At 62.5% G+C, this 20,057-nt stretch carries 20 protein-coding genes; 9 read left to right on the top strand and 11 right to left on the bottom strand.

Annotated features, from left to right (window positions below; genetic code table 11):
• The first annotated feature begins 102 nt into the window (after positions 1 to 102).
• Both rep and ACF8SD_RS20610 read left to right on the top strand, forming a co-directional pair.
• Positions 103 to 2,112, top strand: coding sequence for a DNA helicase Rep (gene rep, locus ACF8SD_RS20615; protein WP_029887601.1), 2,010 nt, complete (start codon positions 103 to 105; stop codon positions 2,110 to 2,112).
• Between the two features lie 64 nt (positions 2,113 to 2,176).
• On the top strand, positions 2,177 to 2,749 hold the full coding sequence (locus tag ACF8SD_RS20610; RefSeq protein WP_009683322.1) for a xanthine phosphoribosyltransferase: 573 nt from the start codon (positions 2,177 to 2,179) through the stop codon (positions 2,747 to 2,749).
• Positions 2,750 to 2,873: 124 nt separating this feature from the next.
• Here ACF8SD_RS20610 and ACF8SD_RS20605 read toward each other — a convergent pair whose 3' ends face one another.
• The 5 genes from ACF8SD_RS20605 to dadA form a co-directional block, all read right to left on the bottom strand.
• On the bottom strand, positions 2,874 to 4,730 hold the full coding sequence (locus ACF8SD_RS20605; protein WP_173891547.1) for an acetyl-CoA hydrolase/transferase family protein: 1,857 nt from the start codon (positions 4,728 to 4,730) through the stop codon (positions 2,874 to 2,876).
• 164 nt (positions 4,731 to 4,894) lie between these two features.
• Positions 4,895 to 5,299: a cytochrome c5 family protein gene (locus ACF8SD_RS20600; RefSeq protein ID WP_033690433.1), complete on the bottom strand. Its 405-nt coding sequence runs from the start codon at positions 5,297 to 5,299 to the stop codon at positions 4,895 to 4,897.
• A 154-nt stretch (positions 5,300 to 5,453) separates the two neighbouring features.
• Positions 5,454 to 6,002 carry a cupin domain-containing protein gene (locus ACF8SD_RS20595; RefSeq protein ID WP_009682929.1) on the bottom strand — a complete coding sequence of 183 codons (549 nt, stop codon included), beginning with the start codon at positions 6,000 to 6,002 and terminating at the stop codon, positions 5,454 to 5,456.
• A 111-nt stretch (positions 6,003 to 6,113) separates the two neighbouring features.
• Positions 6,114 to 7,184 (bottom strand): alanine racemase, encoded by a 1,071-nt coding sequence (gene alr / locus ACF8SD_RS20590; protein ID WP_173891548.1) that lies wholly within the window; start codon positions 7,182 to 7,184, stop codon positions 6,114 to 6,116.
• 146 nt (positions 7,185 to 7,330) lie between these two features.
• Positions 7,331 to 8,635, bottom strand: coding sequence for a D-amino acid dehydrogenase (gene dadA, locus ACF8SD_RS20585; RefSeq protein ID WP_392485048.1), 1,305 nt, complete (start codon positions 8,633 to 8,635; stop codon positions 7,331 to 7,333).
• A 156-nt stretch (positions 8,636 to 8,791) separates the two neighbouring features.
• Between dadA and dadR the strand changes: the two genes are divergently transcribed.
• Positions 8,792 to 9,280 (top strand): transcriptional regulator DadR, encoded by a 489-nt coding sequence (dadR, locus tag ACF8SD_RS20580; protein ID WP_003258963.1) that lies wholly within the window; start codon positions 8,792 to 8,794, stop codon positions 9,278 to 9,280.
• A gap of 2 nt (positions 9,281 to 9,282) precedes the next feature.
• On the opposite strand, the gene ACF8SD_RS20575 is transcribed toward dadR, so the two are convergent.
• Positions 9,283 to 9,636 (bottom strand): YkgJ family cysteine cluster protein, encoded by a 354-nt coding sequence (locus ACF8SD_RS20575; protein WP_009682925.1) that lies wholly within the window; start codon positions 9,634 to 9,636, stop codon positions 9,283 to 9,285.
• A 129-nt stretch (positions 9,637 to 9,765) separates the two neighbouring features.
• Between ACF8SD_RS20575 and ACF8SD_RS20570 the strand changes: the two genes are divergently transcribed.
• Both ACF8SD_RS20570 and ACF8SD_RS20565 read left to right on the top strand, forming a co-directional pair.
• Positions 9,766 to 10,746: an RHS repeat-associated core domain-containing protein gene (locus ACF8SD_RS20570; RefSeq protein ID WP_173891549.1), complete on the top strand. Its 981-nt coding sequence runs from the start codon at positions 9,766 to 9,768 to the stop codon at positions 10,744 to 10,746.
• Between the two features lie 78 nt (positions 10,747 to 10,824).
• On the top strand, positions 10,825 to 12,117 hold the full coding sequence (locus tag ACF8SD_RS20565) for an NAD(P)/FAD-dependent oxidoreductase (RefSeq protein WP_392485047.1): 1,293 nt from the start codon (positions 10,825 to 10,827) through the stop codon (positions 12,115 to 12,117).
• Between the two features lie 168 nt (positions 12,118 to 12,285).
• Here ACF8SD_RS20565 and ACF8SD_RS20560 read toward each other — a convergent pair whose 3' ends face one another.
• Positions 12,286 to 12,516, bottom strand: a complete 231-nt coding sequence (locus ACF8SD_RS20560; protein ID WP_029885735.1) for a DUF1127 domain-containing protein — start codon at positions 12,514 to 12,516, stop codon at positions 12,286 to 12,288.
• Between the two features lie 179 nt (positions 12,517 to 12,695).
• On the opposite strand from ACF8SD_RS20560, the gene ACF8SD_RS20555 reads away from it, so the two are divergent.
• Positions 12,696 to 14,126, top strand: a complete 1,431-nt coding sequence (locus tag ACF8SD_RS20555; protein WP_173891551.1) for a PLP-dependent aminotransferase family protein — start codon at positions 12,696 to 12,698, stop codon at positions 14,124 to 14,126.
• 60 nt (positions 14,127 to 14,186) lie between these two features.
• The gene (locus ACF8SD_RS20550; RefSeq protein WP_029885733.1) at positions 14,187 to 15,740 is read left to right on the top strand and encodes a phospholipase D family protein; all 1,554 of its coding nucleotides are present in this window, start codon (positions 14,187 to 14,189) and stop codon (positions 15,738 to 15,740) included.
• A 106-nt stretch (positions 15,741 to 15,846) separates the two neighbouring features.
• Here ACF8SD_RS20550 and ACF8SD_RS20545 read toward each other — a convergent pair whose 3' ends face one another.
• Positions 15,847 to 16,986, bottom strand: a complete 1,140-nt coding sequence (locus ACF8SD_RS20545; RefSeq protein WP_173891552.1) for an MFS transporter — start codon at positions 16,984 to 16,986, stop codon at positions 15,847 to 15,849.
• A 144-nt stretch (positions 16,987 to 17,130) separates the two neighbouring features.
• Positions 17,131 to 18,624 (bottom strand): aldehyde dehydrogenase, encoded by a 1,494-nt coding sequence (locus ACF8SD_RS20540; RefSeq protein ID WP_392485043.1) that lies wholly within the window; start codon positions 18,622 to 18,624, stop codon positions 17,131 to 17,133.
• Positions 18,625 to 18,820: 196 nt separating this feature from the next.
• Here ACF8SD_RS20540 and ACF8SD_RS20535 point away from each other — a divergent pair, with 196 nt between their 5' ends.
• Complete coding sequence (locus ACF8SD_RS20535) at positions 18,821 to 19,180, top strand: cupin domain-containing protein (RefSeq protein ID WP_009682916.1); 360 nt, start codon at positions 18,821 to 18,823, stop codon at positions 19,178 to 19,180.
• Between the two features lie 83 nt (positions 19,181 to 19,263).
• Entirely contained in the window at positions 19,264 to 19,467 is a 204-nt protein-coding gene (locus tag ACF8SD_RS20530) for a hypothetical protein (protein ID WP_173891555.1), read from the top strand.
• Positions 19,468 to 19,533: 66 nt separating this feature from the next.
• Here ACF8SD_RS20530 and rpmG read toward each other — a convergent pair whose 3' ends face one another.
• Both rpmG and rpmB read right to left on the bottom strand, forming a co-directional pair.
• Entirely contained in the window at positions 19,534 to 19,689 is a 156-nt protein-coding gene (rpmG, locus tag ACF8SD_RS20525) for a 50S ribosomal protein L33 (RefSeq protein WP_003253507.1), read from the bottom strand.
• Between the two features lie 11 nt (positions 19,690 to 19,700).
• Positions 19,701 to 19,937: a 50S ribosomal protein L28 gene (gene rpmB, locus ACF8SD_RS20520; RefSeq protein ID WP_003253504.1), complete on the bottom strand. Its 237-nt coding sequence runs from the start codon at positions 19,935 to 19,937 to the stop codon at positions 19,701 to 19,703.
• Positions 19,938 to 20,057: the final 120 nt, after the last annotated feature.

Genomic DNA, 20,057 nt, shown 5'->3' with positions numbered 1-20,057 from the left:
CGCACCAATAAAAGTCTGACTCAGACGTCAGACGGTCGCGCCACAACGGCCCCATGCCTGTTAGAATGCGCGGCTATTTTCTGGCGACCCCCGGTTTCTAGCATGTCCCGACTCAATCCCCGGCAGCAGGAAGCCCGTGACTATGTCGGCGGCCCTCTATTGGTGCTCGCCGGTGCAGGTTCGGGCAAGACCAGCGTGATCACGCGCAAGATTGCCCACCTGATCCAGAACTGCGGCATTCGTGCCCAGTACATCGTGGCGATGACCTTTACCAACAAGGCCGCGCGCGAGATGAAGGAGCGGGTTGGCACCTTGCTGCGTCCGGGGGAAGGTCGCGGCCTGACGGTGTGTACCTTCCACAACCTGGGCCTGAACATCATCCGCAAGGAACACGAGCGGCTGGGCTACAAGCCGGGCTTCTCGATCTTCGACGAGTCCGACATCAAGGCGTTGCTGTCGGACATCATGCAGAAGGAATACTCAGGCGACGACGGCATCGACGAGATCAAGAACATGATCGGTGCCTGGAAGAACGACCTGATCCTGCCGCCAGAAGCCCTGGAAAAAGCGCGCAACCCGCGCGAGCAAACCGCCGCCATCGTCTACACCCACTACCAACGTACGCTCAAGGCGTTCAACGCAGTGGACTTCGACGACCTGATCCTGCAGCCGGTGAAGCTGTTCCAGGAACACCCCGAGGTGCTGGAGCGCTGGCAGAACCGCGTTCGCTACCTGCTGGTGGACGAGTACCAGGACACCAACGCCAGCCAGTACCTGCTGGTGAAGATGCTGATCGGCATGCGCAACCAGTTCACCGTGGTGGGCGACGACGACCAGTCCATCTATGCCTGGCGCGGCGCCCGCCCCGAGAACCTGATGCTGCTCAAGGAGGACTACCCCTCCCTGAAGATCGTCATGCTCGAACAGAACTACCGCTCTACCAGCCGGATCCTGCGCTGTGCCAACGTGCTGATCGCCAACAACCCGCACGCGTTCGAAAAACAGCTGTGGAGCGAGATGGGTGTAGGCGACGAGATCCGCGTGATCCGCTGCAAGAACGAGGAAGCCGAGGCCGAACGGGTGGCCATGGAGATCCTCACCTTGCACCTGCGCACCAACCGCCCGTACAGCGACTTTGCCATCCTCTACCGCGGCAACTACCAGGCCAAGCTGATCGAGCTGAAGCTGCAGCACCACCAGGTGCCGTATCGCCTGTCGGGCGGCAACAGCTTCTTCGGCCGCCAGGAGGTCAAGGACCTGATGGCCTACCTGCGCCTGCTGGTGAACCCGGACGACGACAACGCCTACCTGCGGGTGATCAACGTGCCGCGCCGCGAGATCGGCTCCACCACCCTGGAAAAGCTCGGCAACTATTCGACCGAGCGCGGCATTTCCATGTACGCCGCCAGCGACGAGCTGGGCCTGGGTGAACACCTGGACGCCCGCTATACCGAGCGTTTGCAGCGCTTCAAGCACTGGCTGGACGGGGTACGCCAGAAGGTCGCCCTGGAAGACCCGATTGCCGCGCTGCACGAGATGATCCGCGACATCGACTACGAAAACTGGATCCGCCAGCAGACCGCCAGCGACAAGGCCGCCGATTTCCGCATCAGCAACGTCTGGTTCCTGGTGGACGCACTGAAAAACACCCTCGAAAAGGATGAAGAGGGTGACATGACCATCGAGGACGCCATCGGCAAGCTGGTGCTGCGCGACATGCTCGAGCGCCAGCAGGAAGAAGAAGAGAACGCCGAAGGGGTGCAGATGATGACCCTGCACGCCTCCAAAGGCCTTGAGTTCCCTTACGTGTTCATCATGGGCATGGAAGAGGAAATCCTCCCGCACCGCTCCAGCATCGAGGCCGACACCATCGAAGAAGAGCGCCGCCTGGCCTATGTGGGCATCACCCGCGCCCGCCAGACCCTGGCCTTTACCTTCGCCGCCAAGCGCAAACAGTACGGTGAAATCATCGACTGTACGCCCAGCCGGTTCCTCGACGAGTTGCCACCCGACGACCTGGCCTGGGAAGGTCTGGACGACGCCCCGGTCGAGGTGAAGGCGGCACGCGGCAACAACGCCCTGGCCGACATCCGGGCAATGCTCAAACGCTGATCAACCATTACTCTTTAATATTGCCGCCTCCAGCGGCCACCTTTGTTACATCGAGGAAATCACAGTGGAAGCACTGCATCAGAAGATTCGCGAAGAAGGCATCGTGCTTTCCGATCAGGTCCTCAAAGTGGACGCGTTTCTCAACCACCAGATCGACCCGGCGCTGATGCAGCTGATCGGTGACGAGTTCGCCCGCCTGTTCGCCGATGCTGGCGTGACCAAGATCGTCACCATCGAAGCCTCGGGTATTGCCCCGGCAGTGATGACCGGCCTGAAGCTGGGCGTACCGGTGATCTTCGCCCGCAAGCACCAGTCGCTCACACTGACCGAAAACCTGCTGACCGCCTCGGTGTATTCCTTCACCAAGCAGACCGAGAACACCGTGGCCATCTCACCGCGCCACCTCAACAGCAGCGACCGCGTGCTGGTGATCGACGACTTCCTGGCCAACGGCAAGGCGTCGCAGGCACTGATCTCGATCATCAAGCAGGCCGGCGCCACCGTGGCCGGCCTGGGTATCGTCATCGAGAAGTCGTTCCAGGGCGGCCGCGCCGAACTGGACAGCCAGGGCTACCGCGTTGAATCGCTGGCCCGGGTGAAGTCGCTGGAAGGTGGTGTGGTCACTTTCATCGAGTAAGCCTGTACCGGCCTCATCGCCGGCAAGCCAGCTCCCACATGGACCACACAGGCCTCAAGCCTTGTGCAGTACCTGTGGGAGCTGGCTTGCCGGCGATGGGCTGCAAAGCAGCCCCGGCAATTCATCAGGTAGCCGCCAACCCTGCCAGCAACAGCCGCTGATAAAGTTCTTCCTTCAACCCCTGCGGAGCATCCAGCCCCATCCGCTCCAGATGCTGCTCATACCCCTCCGGCCCCGGCGCATCCAGCGCGGCCTTGCCCAGTTCCAGCACCTCGCTGAGCTTGAACTTGCTCTTCAACCAGTTCAGCGCCCGCAACAAGTCCCGTTCTTCAGCGGTGAAATCCGTGCCCATCGGATATTCCGGGAACAGCCGTGCATGCCGCGCCCTGACTGCCTCCAGCCGCTGCGGGGTATTGTCGGTATACCGCGCATCCAGCTGGAAATTCCTCGCCAGCTTGCCGGCCTCCTTTGCCTGCTCGATAAGCCCCTGCTGGAACCGCGAGTCACACACCGCCAGCAACCGCGCAATCACCTCACTGTCAGTCTGCCCACGCAAATCAGCAATGCCGTATTCCGTCACCACGATATCGCGAAGGTGCCGTGGAATGGTGCAGTGGCCATAGGTCCAGAACAGGTTTGAGGTCACTTCCCCGCCCGCCTCACGCCAGCTGCGCAACAGCAGGATCGAGCGCCCGCCCTCCAGCGCATGGCCTTGGGCAACGAAGTTGTATTGCCCGCCCACGCCACTGAGCACTCGGCCATCTTCCAACTGGTCGGCCACCCCGGCACCCAGCAGGGTCATGCCAAACGCCGTGTTGATGAAGCGCGCATCGCGGCGCTGGCGGCGCTTGAGTTCCTCTTGCCCGTAGAGTTCGTTGATGAAGCTGATACGGGTCATGACGAACTGTGCACGCTGCTCCAGGGGCATCTCGCGCAAGCGCTGATAGAACGCCTGCGGGCCAAGGAAGAAGCCACCGTGCAACAACGCGCCCTGCTCATCCGCCGGGCGTCGCAACAGGCCTGCCTCGGCCAGCACCAGCAGGCCGTTGACGAACATCTCGCTGCACCCGTAGAGGCCTTGAGCGAAGGTATCCAGCCCCCCTTCCCGTTCGATCAGCGCCTGCCAGGGGCCGACATCGAGTGCATCGAGCACCGCTCGGTAGCCGGCGTTGTCGCCCTGGCGCGCCAACAATGCCGCGGCGACCGCATCGCCCATGGCACCAATACCGATCTGCAGCGTGCCGCCGTCGCGCACCAGGCTGCTGGCATGCAGGCCAATGCAGTGGTCCTGAATGCCGACCGGCATGTTCGGTGTGGAAAACAGCCGGCGTTGTTCGGCCTCGTCGAGCAACAGGTCGAACGCGTCGATCGGCAGCTCGGCATCGCCAGGCATGTAAGGCAGCTCGGCGTGCACCTGCCCCAGCATGAGGATGGTTTCACCGGCAGCGCGGCGTTTGGCGACCATGGGCAGCAGGTCGAGGGTGATGTCGGGGTTGCAGGCCAGGCTCAGGTGCACGGGCTTTTCGGGCGTGGCAGCCACCAGTTGGGCGATCAGGTTCAGGCCCTTGGCGTTGATATCCCGCGCGGCGTGGCTGTAATTGCTGCTGACGTAGTCCTGCTGCGCCGATTCACTGTGCAGCAAGCTGCCGGGCTGCATGAAGAACTGCTCGACGCGGATGTTGGCGGGCAAGGTGTCATTGCGCAGGTCGCTGAGGTAGGTGAGTTCTTCATAGTCGGCGAACACGCGCTCGACGAAAGGCTCCAGAAAGCGCCGCTGCAACCCGTCGCCCAGTGCCGGCCGGCCCAGGGACAGGGCGGTGTAGATGGTCAGCCGCCGTTCGGGCAGTTCGCGCACGCGGGCGTAGAGGGCGTTGACGAAGGCATTGGGCTTGCCCAGGCCCAACGGCAGGCCCATGTGGATATGGGCTGGCAGGCGTGCCAGGACCTGCTCGACAGCCTGGTCGATGGAGCAGAGGTGCATGGGGCCTCCTGAGACATCCGTGGGTTCAGGGGTTGGACATGAGCTCAAGCGAGTTGGTTGCCGGTGCGGGCCCTTTCGCGGCTAGTGCCGCAAAGAGGCCGGCACAGCCACCACAAAAACAAAGCCCGCCATCAATGGCGGGCCTGGTGAAATTCAGCTGCAGCTCACAGCCCAGACATCTTCTTGATCGCCCCTTTCAGGTCGTCGTCCGAGCAGTCCGCGCAGGTACCTTTCGGTGGCATGGCGTTGATGCCGGTAATGGCCTTGGCCAGGATGCCATCCAGGCCGCCCTGGTGGTCGGCTCGCTCCTTCCAGGCCGCGGTATCACCCACCTTGGGCGCGCCGAGCAGGCCGCTGCCATGGCAGGCATTGCAATGCTTGGCAATGATCTCGTCCGGGGTCTTGGCACCACCGCCACCCGCGGTCGCCGCCACTTCCATGCCTTTGCACTCCTGGCCCTGCACACAGACCTGGCCAACGGGCTCCAGGCGCTTGGCAATGTCGTCATTGGTCGCAGCGGTTGCGCTCATTGCCCAGAGGGCGAATACGGCTGCTGGTACGGCCAGCATCTTCTTGATTTGGTTCACGCGAACACCCTCATGGTGGCTAATCACGCCCGCGGCCACGAAACAGCGAGCGCTGAAAAGTATAGCGGCAACCTGAAGGCGGTGAAACGACCCTACACGGGAAAGGGGTATTGCCGAATCAATGCACTGCGCTGGATCAAAAGTTTGAGGGCGTAGCGGCACTGATCAGCCGTGCAGGCTGGTCGAACGGGTTGCGAAAGCGGTGCGGGCGGGTGCTTTCGAAGTAGTAGCTGTCGCCTTCCTCGAGGATGAATATCTCGTTGCCGACCACCAGCTCAAGGCGGCCTTCGAGCAGGATGCCGGTTTCCTCACCGTCATGGGTCAGCATTTCGGCACCGGTGTCGGCGCCCGGCGGGTAGACCTCGGTCAGGAAGGCAATGGCGCGGTTGGGGTGCGACTTGCCGACCAGCTTCATGGTTACCGCGCCGTCCGAGATATCGATCAGCTCGTGGGCTTTGTAGACAATTTGCGCAGGGCTCTGCGCCTCCAGTTCGACCGAAAAGAATTCGACCATGGACATGGGGATGCCGCTCAGCACCTTGCGCAACGAGCTGATGGAGGGGCTTACGCTGTTTTTCTCGATCATCGAGATGGTGCTGTTGGTCACCCCGGCGCGCTTGGCGAGTTCGCGCTGGGACAGGCCCTTGAGCTTGCGGATGGCTTGCAGTCGTTCGCCGACGTCCAAAGCTGGAGCCTCCTGAAACGGTAGAAAGGGGGGTGGATGTGAACGATATCATGGCAATGCCGTTCAGTATTTACAACACACCGCCCTCAACCTGTCCGCATCAGCGTGTCATTAGCCGACGTAGTCCAGGGGGACCCGTTTCAGGTTGCAGAAGATCTGGTAAGGAATGGTGCCAGCCTGTGCCGCCACTTCACTGGCCAGTACCTGCTTGCCCCACAGTTCGACCGGGCTACCCACCGTGGCGTCGGGCACATCGGTGAGGTCGATGCTGAGCATGTCCATCGACACCCGGCCGATCAACGGGGCGCGCTTGCCAGCAACCAGCACCGGCGTGCCATTGGGCGCCTGGCGCGGGTAGCCATCGGCGTACCCCATGGCCACCACGCCAACACGGGTCGGCCGCGGGCTGACGAACTTGGCACCGTAGCCCACCGGTTGGCCGGCGGGCAGCTCACGCACGCTGATCACCCGCGACTGCAGGGTCATCACCGGCTGCAGGCGCGCGGCTTCGGCCTGCGCCACCTCGAAGGGCGTGGCGCCATACAGCATCAGGCCTGGGCGCACCCAGTCGCTGGGCGCTTGCGGCCAGCCCAGCACACCGGGCGAGTTGCGCAGACTGCACTCGGCCGCAAGGCCCTGGCGCGCGGCCTCGAACACGGCAATCTGCTGCGCGGTGGCGTCAGCATCCAGTTCGTCGGCACGGGCGAAGTGGCTCATCAGTACAATGCGCGCGACCTTGCCGCTGGCCAGCAGGCGCTGGTAGGCCTCGCGGTAATCCTTGGGGTGCAAGCCCACACGGTGCATGCCGCTGTCCAGCTTAAGCCAGACACTTAGCGGCTTGCGCAGTTGCGCTTTCTCGATCGCCTCCAGCTGCCACAGCGAGTGCACCACGCACCACAGATCGTGCTCGGCGATCAGTGCCAGCTCGCTGGCTTCGAAAAAACCTTCCAGCAGCAGCACCGGGGCCTTGATACCGGCACCGCGCAGTTCCAGCGCCTCTTCGATACACGCCACGGCAAAGCCATCGGCTTCGGCCTCCAGGGCCAGGGCACAGCGCACGGCACCATGGCCGTAGGCATCGGCCTTGATCACGGCCAGGGCTTTGGCACCGGTCAGTTCACGGGCCAGACGGTAGTTGTGGCGCAGGGCCTGGAGGTCGATCAGGGCGCGGGCGGGACGCATGGCGGGTGCCTTATGGTGGTTCGGGTTGAAATCGGTGTTGGATTCATCGCCGGCAAGCCAGCTCCCACAGGACTCTCACAGGGCCTGAGAACTGCGGAGATCCTGTGGGAGCTGGCTTGCCGGCAATGAGGCCGGTACAGGCGACCTTACTGCTGGTGAGCCGGCGCAGCATGCCCGTGCTTGGCCACTTCCCGGCTGTTGCCATACCGCGAAATGTCCAGGCCCTCGGCGCTGATCTGCGGCTTCTTGCGCGCGATCAGGTCTGCCAGCAGGCGCCCGGAGCCGCACGCCATGGTCCAGCCCAGGGTGCCGTGACCGGTATTGAGGAACAGGTTGCGCAATGCCGTGGCACCGACAATCGGTGTACCGTCCGGGGTGGCCGGACGCAGACCGGTCCAGAAACTGGCCTGGCTCAGATCACCGCCGCGAGGATAAAGGTCGTTGACGATCATCTCCAGTGTTTCACGCCGACGCGGGTTGAGCGACAGGTCAAAACCGGCGATCTCAGCCATGCCGCCAACGCGGATACGGTTGTCGAAACGGGTGATTGCGACCTTGTAGGTCTCGTCGAGAATGGTCGAGGTCGGCGCCATGTCGCCATTGGTGATCGGCACGGTCAGCGAGTAGCCCTTCAGCGGATAGACCGGGGCTTTGATGCCCAGCGGCTTGAGCATGTGTGGCGAATAGCTGCCCAGCGCCAGCACATAGCGGTCGGCGGTTTCCAGCTTGCCGTCGATCCACACGCCATTGATGCGGTCGCCGGCGTAGTCCAGGCGCTGGATGTCCTGGCCGAAGCGGAACTCCACGCCCAGCTTCAGCGCCATGTCGGCCAGCTTGGTGGTGAACAGCTGGCAGTCGCCGGTCTGGTCGTTGGGCAGGCGCAGGGCGCCAGCGAGAATGTCTTTCACCCCGGCCAGGGCCGGCTCGACGCGGGCAATGCCATCGCGGTCCAGCAATTCGTACGGTACGCCAGACTGCTCGAGCACGGCGATATCCTTGGCCGCAGCATCGACCTGGGCCTGGGTACGGAACAGCTGGGTGGTGCCCAGGCTGCGGTTTTCGTAATTGATGCCGGTTTCGGCGCGCAGCTCGTCGAGGCAGTCGCGGCTGTACTCGGACAGGCGCACCATGCGTTCCTTGTTCACCGCATAACGGCTGGCGGTGCAGTTGCGCAGCATCTGGGCCATCCACAGGTACTGGTCAACGTCTCCGGTGAGCTTGATTGCCAAGGGTGCATGGCGCTCCATAAGCCATTTGATGGCCTTCAGCGGCACACCCGGAGCGGCCCAGGGCGAGGCATAGCCGGGCGAGATCTGGCCGGCGTTGGCGAAGCTGGTTTCCATGGCCACCGCCGGCTGGCGGTCGACCACCGTCACTTCGAAACCTTGCCGGGCCAGGTAGTAGGCACTGGCGGTTCCAATCACACCGCTACCAAGTACCAGAACTCGCATCGTTGTATCCCTCACACGCGGCACGCCGCAGACTTTTATGGAAATGGCATGGATGGGCGCAGTATAGAAATTCGAGGGCAGTGCAATTCACTATATAAAAGCCTATTATTGGCGAGAATTCTCGGCATAATCGCCTTTCACGGAGGGGCATCCCCTATGAGAACCCAGCACCAGAGCAAGCGTGAACTGGACAAGATCGACCGCAACATTCTGCGTATCCTGCAGAATGACGGGCGTATTTCCTTCACCGAACTGGGCGAGAAAGTCGGGCTGTCCACCACCCCTTGCACCGAGCGGGTTCGCCGCCTTGAGCGCGAGGGCATCATCATGGGCTACAACGCCCGCCTGAACCCGCAGCACCTCAAGGGTAGCCTGCTGGTGTTCGTGGAAATCAGCCTGGACTACAAGTCGGGTGACACCTTCGAAGAGTTCCGCCGCGCGGTGCTGAAGCTGCCGCACGTGCTGGAGTGCCACCTGGTTTCCGGTGACTTCGACTACCTGGTGAAAGCGCGCATTTCCGAGATGGCCTCGTACCGCAAGCTGCTCGGCGACATCCTGCTGAAGCTGCCGCACGTGCGCGAGTCGAAGAGCTACATCGTGATGGAAGAGGTGAAGGAGAGCCTCTGCCTGCCGATTCCGGACTGACGCTAGACCAACACCTGGCGGGTGCTGGCGATGAACTGGTGAACGAGCTGCTCGGCGCCAGGGTCGATCATCGGCTCAGGGCCCCGGCCACGGGGGCAGGCCATGCGCGGGGTGGTGCCGAACAAGCGGCAGATCATCGGCCGTTCTTCATACACCGTGCAGCCGTTGGGGCCCAGGTGCACACAGTCCAGGCGCGCCAGGGCGGCATCCTGCTCGGCCTGGGACTTGCGCGGCAGGCGGGCCATTTCTTCGGCCGAAGTGGTGACCGGGCCGCAGCAGTCGTGGCAGCCGGGTTCGCACTCGAAGGCAGGGATGAGTTCGCGCAGGAAGTGGATCTTGTGGCGGTTGCAGGACATGGCTGAATATTTGCGTAACGCTTGTGCTGGATGGAAGCAGTGGACCTGCTAATTTTGGCAGTTGTGGGTAAGCCTAATCATTCTACAAACTGACGAGACATCCCCCTTCAGCTAAGCGAGCCCCATCTGATGAAGAACCACATTCTGTTCTTTTACAGCGGACTCAAGCTTACCGTGCTGAAAAGCTCTCGGGAAACACAACGCATCTTCCGGGCATCAGATTTCTCCCTCGCCGAAATTAAGCCCACAGTCACCAATCTGCAAGCTGTTGATCATCGGAAAACACCTTTGATGGGAAACTCGGATGGTGTGGGTCGACCATTCAGCTTTACTCCTTTTGGCCATATCTTCGCTAACTGCTCAACAAACATTGGCTTCACCGGGGAACGTTTGGATCTTGCCAGTGGATGCTATCCGCTCGGCGCCGGTCGCCGCAGCTATAGCCCTGTGTTGATGCGCTTCCTTAGCGGTGACTCACAGAGCCCGTTCTTCAAAGGTGGGACCAATGCTTATGCCTATTGTTTGAACGACCCCATCAACTACACCGACCCGTCGGGGTGCACTGGAGAGTTCATGAACCGGATCAGGTCAAAAGTCCTGCGCCGCCGCCATCACCGGACACCGGCTACTCCGCCTCCCTACTCACCAACCCCTCCCGGCGTGCCAGCTCAACCGCTTGGGGCCGCAAACAGTGAACAAGCTCCTCCTTCCTACTTTGGCTGGGGGGAAGCTCCCCCCCTGTACGATCAAAATGCGCCGCCCATCAACAGCAACAATCGATCACGGCCATACAGCAGTACACCGCAGCCAAGGGAGTCGGTTCTGGAACTGCGTGAAGGCAAACTGATAATGGTCAACTCACTCGCCGAGATTACTCAGGCAAAGTCGCTAGCCAATGACCCAGCGCTTTCAGCGACTATCCGCCTCAATGCGTCAAACACGCTGATACGCATGAGTCTTAACAATCTGCCCACACAAACCGACAGCGGAATACTTTCCGCAATCCGCACCGCTCATCAGCTATACGACATTCGTGGTGCCGGCACTATGGATGCGCCTGAGCCAACGCAGGCCTTTGCCTTGCCGGTTGAGAGAACCAGACGCCCCTGAATGGGCCGTTTGGTTGCCCCCTTCTTGATCCCGAGCTTATCCTCCATTTTTGGCCGATAACAACTCAGGACCTACCCAATGATCCACAGCGCGCAGCACGCAGCCTCCTATTACGCCGCCAGCAGCGCGCCACACCCCGACCACGCCTACCTGCAAGGCGAACACAACGCTGACGTGTGCATCATCGGCGGCGGCTACTCGGGCCTGAACACCGCCATCGAGCTGGCCGAGCGTGGTTTCTCGGTCATCCTGCTGGAAGCGCGCAAACTCGGCTGGGGCGCCAGTGGGCGCAACGGCGGCCAGCTGATTCGCGGGGTCGGCCATGGTCTGGAGCAGTTTCTGCCGGTGATTGGCGAGGACGGCGTGCGCAGCATGAAGCTGATGGGCCTGGAGGCCGTGCAGATCGTGCGCGAGCGGGTGGAGCGGCATGCCATTGCCTGCGACCTGACCTGGGGCTACTGCGACCTGGCCAACAAACCCGCCGAGCTGCTGGGCTTTGCCGAAGACGCCGAAGAGCTGCGTAGCCTCGGCTACCCACACGAGCTGCGCCTGGTCGGCAAGGACGATATCCACAGCGTGGTCGGCGCCGACTGCTATGTGGGTGGGCTGATCGACATGGGCTCCGGGCACCTGCACCCGCTCAACCTGGCCCTGGGCGAAGCGGCCGTGGCCGCGCGCCTGGGGGTGAAGCTGTTCGAGCAGTCCGAAGTTACCCGCATCGACTACGGCACATCAGTGCAAGTGCATACCGCCCAAGGCCGGGTGCGCGCCAAGACCTTGGTGCTGTGCTGCAACGCCTACCACAACAACCTCAACCGCGATCTGGGCGGCAAGGTGCTGCCAGCGGGCAGCTACATCATCGCCACCGAGCCGCTGGGCGAGGAACGCGCCCGCAGGCTGCTGCCGCAGAACATGGCAGTGTGCGACCAACGGGTAGCCCTGGATTACTATCGCCTCTCAGCCGACAACCGGCTGTTGTTCGGCGGTGCCTGCCACTACTCGGGCCGAGACCCGAAGGACATCGCCGCCTACATGCGGCCGAAGATGCTCAAGGTGTTCCCCGAGTTGGCCAACGTACGCATCGATTACCAGTGGGGTGGCATGATCGGCATCGGCGCCAACCGCCTGCCGCAGGTCGGCCGGCTGGGCAGCCAGCCGAACGTGTATTACGCCCAGGCCTACTCGGGCCATGGGCTCAACGCCACCCACCTGGCCGCGCGCCTGCTGGGCGAAGCCATCAGCGGCCAGGAAAGCGGGCGCTTCGACCTATTCGCCAAGGTGCCACATATCACCTTCCCTGGCGGCCAGCACCTGCGCTCGCCGCTATTGGCGCTGGGGATGCTGTGGCATCGCCTCAAAGAGCTGGCCTGAAAGTCCCCATCCTTGGGGCAGCAACTGTCTTGCTTAAAATCTAAAGCTGACTAGCCCGCTCCCACAGGGATCGCGCCAGCTTTTTGAAATTGAGCAAGACCGTTGCTCCCACAGGTTCGGTGCAAGTTTCAAGTCTGGGGCACAACAGGCCCTCCAGCGACCATCGTGTCAGTCCTTCCAGAAGGGTTTGCGGCCTTCGAGCCGCGCCTGCTCCCAGCTCAGCCCAACATCGCGCAGCTCGGCATCGGTCAATTGCAACAGCGCCCTGCGGGTACGCCAGCGGTGCAGCATCAGGCCCCAGCGCCCCAACCCCTGCGGCGCGTTGAACACCTTGGCCTGCTGCTCGGTTTCCAGTTCCTTGGCCAACAGCTGCAAGCGCACATCGCTCATGCCCCCCATCACCGCACCCTCCCCGTTCAGTCGATACCGTAGGAAAAGCATGCGCGAGGGCGATACCGGCAATACAGATCCAAAACAGCCTTATTATTCCCATACAGCATTGGCTGGCGGCCGACTGAATGCTGTATTTTCCAGGCAACTGTACCGGTCGCTGCCTGCAGGTAGCCCAGGAGTATGCCTTGACCCTTTACCTCAACCTCGCCGAACTGCTCGGTGCCCGCATCGAGCAGGGCCTGTATCGCCCAGGCCAGCGCCTGCCGTCGGTACGCGCCCTGAGCGTGGAGCACGGGGTCAGCCTGAGCACCGTGCAGCAGGCCTACCGCATGCTCGAAGACAGCGGCATGGTCTCGCCCAGGCCCAAGTCCGGCTATTTCGTCAGCGACCACCGCCAGCTGCCAGCGCTGCCTGCAGTCAGCCGCCCGGCCCAGCGCCCTGTGGACATCTCGCAATGGGAACAGGTACTCGAGCTGGTGCGCAGCACCCCGCACAAGGACGTGGTGCAACTCGGCCGCGGCATGCCCGATATCGACAGCCCCACCCTCAAGCCTTTGCTGCGCAGCCTCGCCCAGTTGAGCCGGCGCCAGGACATGCCGGGGCTGTATTACGACAATATCCATGGCAACCTGGCGCTGCGCGAGCAGGTGGCGCGGCTGATGCTCGATTCCGGCTGCCGCCTGGGCCCGGCCGACCTGGTGATCACCACCGGCTGCCATGAAGCGCTGTCATGCAGCATTCGCGCGGTTTGCGAGCCAGGCGACATCGTTGCGGTCGACTCGCCCAGCTTCCACGGCGCCATGCAAACCCTCAAGGGCCTGGGCATGAAAGCGCTGGAGATCCCCACCGACCCGGTCACCGGCATCAGCCTGGAAGCGCTGGAGCTGGCCCTGGAGCAGTGGCCGATCAAGCTCATTCAGATCACTCCCAGCTGTAACAACCCACTCGGCTACATCATGCCCGAGGCGCGCAAGAAGGCCTTGCTCAGCCTGGCCCAGCGCTATGACGTGGCGATCCTGGAAGACGATGTGTACGGCGACCTGGCCTACACCTACCCGCGCCCGCGCACCCTCAAGTCATTCGACGACGATGGCCGCGTGTTGCTCTGCAGTTCGTTCTCCAAAACCCTCGCCCCCGGCCTGCGGGTGGGCTGGGTGGCACCTGGGCGCTATCTGGAACGGGTGCTGCACATGAAATACATCAGTACCGGCAGCAGCGCCAGCCAGCCGCAACTGGCAATTGCCGACTTCATCGCCGGCGGGCACTACCAGCCCCACATGCGGCGCATGCGCAGCCAGTACCAGCGTGGCCGTGACCTGATGAGCGATTGGGTAACGCGCTACTTCCCGGCGGGTACCCGGGTCAGCCGGCCGCAGGGCGGCTTCATGCTGTGGGTGGAATTCCCCGAACATTTCGACACGCTGCGGCTGAACCGCGCTTTACTGGAGCAAGGTGTTCAGGTGGCGGTGGGCAGTATCTTCTCGGCCTCGGGCAAGTTCCGCCACTGCCTGCGCATGAATTTCGCTGCGCGGCCAACGCCACAGATCGAGGCTGCCGTGCGCAAGGTAGGTGAAACCGCCCTTCGTCTACTGGATGAAGAACGCGCCGACGCGTAACTTTGCGCCGCCCGCCACTGTCCAACCTCCACAGCCCTTGCCGCACAGGACGATCCACCCTTGAGACCCCAGCGCGCCTTGTCTTTGCTGCTGATGCTGTTGCTCGGCCTTGCCGGCTGTGCCAGCGTCAGTACCCCACGCGAAACCAGCCAGGCCCTGCCCGCCAGCGAATCGGCCTTCGGCCGCTCGGTGCTGCGCCAGGCGGCACCGTATGGCGGGCAGTCCGGCTTTCGCCTGCTGCCCAACAGCAACGAAGCATTTCGCGCCCGCGCCGAATTGATCCGCAACGCCCAGGCCAGCATCGACCTGCAGTACTACATCGTGCACGACGGCCTCAGCACCCGCGCCCTGGTGCACGAACTGCTGCGCGCCGCCGACCGCGGCGTGCGCGTACGCATTCTGCTCGACGACACCACCAGCGACGGCCTGGACACCATCATGGGCACCCTCGCTGCCCACCCGAATATCCAGATCCGCGTGTTCAACCCACTGCACCTGGGCCGCAGCACCGGGGTGACGCGCGCCTTCGGCCGGCTGTTCAACCTGTCGCGCCAGCACCGCCGCATGCACAACAAGCTGTTCCTGGTGGACAACAGCATGGCTATCGTCGGCGGCCGTAACCTCGGCGACGAGTATTTCGATGCCGAGCCCAACCTCAACTTCACCGACATCGACCTGCTGAGCGTCGGCCCTATCGCCGAGCAACTGGGGCACAGTTTCGACCAGTACTGGAACAGCGCCCTCAGCCGACCTATCAGCGATTTTCTGTGGCATGCGCCGGATGCCGACGACCTGCGTGCGAGTCGTCATCGCCTGGAAGTCTCGCTGGCTGAAGCCAGGACCCAGCGCAAGGCCTTGTACGATCGGTTGATGGCCTACCAGTCGCAGCCGCGCCTGGATGTGTGGCGCAACGAGCTGATCTGGGCCCATGCCCAGGCGCTGTGGGATGCCCCAAGCAAGGTACTGGCCGATGACGAGCCGGACCCGCAGTTGCTGCTGAGCCACCAGTTGGCGCCTGACCTGGCCAACGTGCACAGCGAACTGATGCTGACATCGGCTTATTTCGTGCCGGGCGAGCCAGGGCTGCTGTACCTGACCGGCCGCGCCGACGCAGGTGTCTCGGTAAAGCTGCTGACCAACTCATTGGAAGCCACCGATGTGCCGGCCGTGCACGGTGGCTACGCCCCCTATCGCCGAGCCTTGCTCGAACATGGGGTACAGCTTTATGAGCTGCGCCGCCAGCCGGGCGACCCCAGCGCAGGGCGCTTGAGTTTCCGCGGAAGCTCGGACTCCAGCCTGCACACCAAGGCGATCGTGTTCGACCGGCGCAAGACCTTCATCGGTTCATTCAACTTCGACCCGCGTTCGGTCCTGTGGAATACCGAAGTGGGGGTGCTGGTGGACAGCCCGGAACTGGCCGAATACACCCGTGAGCTGAGCCAGCAGGGTATGGCGCCGGCGCTGAGCTATCAGGTGAAACTGCAGGGGGGCAAACTGGTGTGGGCGACTGAGGACAATGGACAGCAGCATGTGCTGACCTCCGAGCCGGGCGGGATGTGGCGCAGGTTCAATGCCTGGGTCAGCAAGGCGGTTGGCCTGGAGAAAATGTTGTAGCGGCGATTTTGGGGCTGCTTTGCAGCCCATCGCGACGCAAGGCCGCTCCTACAGGGGTACGCGGTTCTTGAGGTAAGGCCTTGTGTCGCGATGGGCCGCAAAGCGATCAGGCAGACACAGCCTCAAAAGCCCCGCGCCTCTGGGTCAACACCACCAGCCCCGCAGCCCCTGCAGCCATCAGCAACAGCAACGCATGCCCGCTGACCCACTGGCTGCCTGCCCCGGCCAACAATGGCCCCAACAGGCAGCCAATGCCCCACAACTGCGCCACGTGAGCATTGGCCCGCACCAGTTCATCGTCGCGGTAGCGCTCACCGATCAGCACCAGCGACAAGGTGAAAAGGCCGCCGGCACTGGCCCCGAACAGTACCCACAGCGGCCATATCACCGGCGTGTGCAGCAACAGCGGGATCGCCAGGCTGGAGACCAATAGCGTTACCGCACAGCCGGTGAACAACGCACGCCGCGACATATGATCGGCCAGCGCGCCGATGGGCAACTGCAGCACAGCATCGCCGACCACCACGGTACTGACCATGAACAAGGCGATTTCAGTGGTGAAACCTTGCTGCAGGCAGTACACCGGCAGCAACGTCAGGATCATTGCCTCGAACGAGGCAAACAGGGCGATGGCCCAGGCAATCACGGGCAAGCGACGGCAGAACCTGAACAGGTCGCCGAAGCCGACACTGCAGGCTTCGGTGCTCGGTGCACCGCCGCGCCCCAACAGCACCAGCGGCGCGAGCAGCAGCAGGCCGGTGGCGGCCCAGAAACCAAAATCGTCAGACGAACCGAGTACGCCCAGCACCAGCGGCCCGGCCAGCTGGCTCAAGGCGTAGCTGCTACCGTACAGCGCCACCAGGCGGCCGCGCCATTGCTCGACCACCAGCTGGTTGATCCAGCTCTCACCCAGGATGAACACCACGGTCAAGGACATGCCGATCATCAGCCGCAACAGCAACCACAGCGGGTAGCTGGGCAATAGCGCGACCAGGCCGATGGACAACGCACCACCCCACAGGCAGATGCGCATGGCCGCAGGTAAGCCGACCCAGCCGGCCAGGCGGCTGGCCAGACTGGCACCCGCCAGTACCCCCAGCGCAGGCATCGCGGCCATCACGCCGATGGCGAAACTGCCATAGCCCCAGGCTTCCAGACGCAGAGATACCAGGGGCATGCTCACGCCCAGCGCCAGGCCGACACTGAGCACTGATGCCAGTACGGCGAAGTAGGTCCCCCAACGCATTGCTGCCTCCCAGGCCAAGAATTTTCCATGGCCCATTCGCGGGTAAACCCGCTCCCACAGGTACACCACCACCCTTGAAAGCGGTGCAGTACCTGTAGGAGCGGGTTTACCCGCGAATGGGCCGCAAAGCGGCCCCTCCTGGAATTACAGCTTGATCCAGGTCGCCTTCAGCTCGGTGTATTTCTCCAGCGCATGCAGCGACTTGTCACGGCCGTTGCCCGATTGCTTGAAGCCACCGAACGGTGCGGTCATGTCGCCACCGTCGTACTGGTTGACCCACACGCTGCCGGCGCGCACGGCCCGCGCAGTCTTGTGCGCCTTGGAAATGTCCGCCGTCCAGATACCAGCCGCCAGGCCGTACGGAGTGTCGTTGGCGATGGCGATGGCTTCTTCGGCGGTGTCGAAGGCAATCACCGACAGCACCGGCCCGAAGATTTCTTCCTGGGCGATGCGCATGGCATTGGTCACGCCATCGAAGATGGTCGGCTCCACATAGGTGCCACCGGTTTCCTCCAGGGTGCGCTTGCCGCCGGTCAGCAGCTTGGCGCCGTCTTTGTGCCCGGCCTCGATGTACGACAGCACGGTATTCATTTGCTGGGTATCGACCAACGCACCCACGGTGGTCTCTGGATCCAGCGGGTTACCGGGCTTCCAGCCTTTCAGGGCCTCGACCACCATGGGCAGGAACTTGTCCTTGATCGAGCGCTCGACCAGCAGGCGCGAGCCGGCAGTGCACACTTCCCCCTGGTTGAAGGCGATGGCACTGGCGGCAGCCGCAGCCGCCGCTTGCAGGTCCGGTGCATCGGCGAAGACGATATTCGGGCTTTTGCCGCCAGCCTCCAGCCAGATTCGTTTCATGTTCGATTCGCCCGCGTAGACCATCAGTTGCTTGGCGATCTTGGTCGAGCCGGTGAACACCAGCGTGTCGACATCCATGTGCAGGGCCAACGCCTTGCCCACGGTGTGGCCGTAGCCTGGCAGCACGTTCAGTACGCCCGCCGGGATGCCGGCCTCGATCGCCAGTTGCGCGATGCGGATGGCGGTCAGCGGCGATTTTTCCGAAGGCTTGAGCACCACCGAGTTACCGGTGGCCAATGCCGGGCCGAGCTTCCAGCAGGCCATCAGCAGCGGGAAGTTCCACGGTACGATGGCACCGACCACACCCACTGGCTCACGGGTAACCAGGCCAAGCTGGTCGTGTGGGGTGGGCGCGACCTCGTCGTAAACCTTGTCGATGGCCTCGGCCGTCCAGTGAATAGCCTGGGCTGCACCAGGGATGTCGATGCTGGAGGAGTCACCAATCGGCTTGCCCATGTCCAGGGTTTCCAGCAGCGCCAGCTCTTCGACGTTCTGGCGCAGCAGGTCGGCGAAACGGATCAGCGTGGCTTTGCGCTTGGCCGGGGCCAGCTGCGACCAGACGCCAGCGTTGAAGGTGGTACGCGCGTTTTCCACGGCACGGTTGGCATCGGCCAGGTCGCAACTGGCAACCTTGGCCAGGAAGCGTCCGTCGACCGGGCTCAGGCACTCGAAGGTTTCACCGGATACGGCATCGGTGTATTCGCCGTTGATGAAGGCACGGCCTTCGATCTTCAGTTGCTGGGCGCGTTGTTCCCAGTCCGCACGGGTCAGGGTGGTCATACGAAACTCCTCCTCTTGTTTAGGTGCAACGCCGCACTGAGGACTCACAGGCGTTGTCAGAATTCTGGCCGGGCGACGAGCGCACACTGGCAAGCGATACCCTAAACCAGCCACTGTAAACTATCAATATATTTGACACGGAAGGCCCAAAAGCCTACTGATGTTAATTTTATTTAACAAGAACAGGAGCCGCACCATGAACATCGCCAGCATCATCGACTTCGCCCAAGTGCTCACTGAAGCCGAACGGTACCGCCCTGCGGCTGAAAAAATCCTCAAGGGTGAGCCAGACCAGGCGGTCTACAACCATTACTCCAGCCCGTGCGGGCAGTTTGCCGCAGGCGTTTGGGAGGGTGAGGTCGGCCAGTGGAAAGTGAACTACACCGAGCATGAATACTGCGAGATCGTTCAGGGCGTTTCGGTACTGCGCGACGACAACGGCGGGGCCAAGACCCTGCGCGCCGGCGACCGGTTCGTAATCCCGGCCGGGTTTACAGGCACCTGGGAAGTGCTTGAGCCGTGCCGCAAGATCTACGTCATGTTCGAGCAGAAGTAATTATGTAGCGCAGCTGGCCGGGCGGTAAGCGTGAGGATGGCCCTGCCCACAACGGGCCATTCACCTTCAACAGGAAAATCACCATGACCAACGACGACGTCAAACAAGCCCTCGCCCACCTGGTCGGCGCCACATACGTGCCAGAGCTCAAAGACACCATCTGCGCCATTACCGGTCGCTCCCGCGTGGTCGGCCCCACCGACATGTGCACCCGCGAGTTCGACCCTACCCGCATCCAGATCAGGACCGACGCCAACCAGGTGATTCAGGGCTTCGAATTCAACTGACCTTGCAGCAGGCATAAAAAAACCCGCGTCCTTACGGATGCGGGTTTTTTTCAGGTGGCCGATCAATTACTTGATCTTGGCTTCCTTGTACACCACGTGCTTACGAACAACCGGATCATATTTCTTGATCTCGATTTTGTCCGGGGTGGTGCGCTTGTTCTTGTCGGTGGTGTAGAAGTGGCCGGTGCCGGCACTCGAAACCAGACGGATCAATTCACGCATGATGCTCTCCCTTAAACCTTGGCGCCAGCTTTACGGATGTCAACCAGAACGGCGTCGATGCCGCGCTTGTCGATGATACGCATGCCTTTGGCGGAAACGCGCAGACGCACGAAGCGCTTCTCGGATTCAACCCAGAAACGGTGGTGCTGCAGGTTCGGCAGGAAACGACGACGGGTTTTGTTGTTTGCGTGGGAAATGTTGTTCCCGGTTACTGGACCCTTACCAGTAACTTGACAGACTCTCGACATGACTCAGCCCTCTAAAACCACATGCCCAACCCGGCATGGGTTGGCCGCTTAATCTCTCAGTCTTTGGCGCCTGGGCGCCGTGATTCTGGAGGCCTTATCGACCGGATCCGCTTATGCGAC

Source organism: Pseudomonas sp. CJQ_9 (assembly GCF_043106615.1).
Classification (GTDB): Bacteria; Pseudomonadota; Gammaproteobacteria; order Pseudomonadales; family Pseudomonadaceae; genus Aquipseudomonas; species Aquipseudomonas juntendi.
The sequence above is the reverse complement of the archived record's forward strand: the minus strand, read 5'-3'. Positions and strand labels throughout refer to the sequence as shown.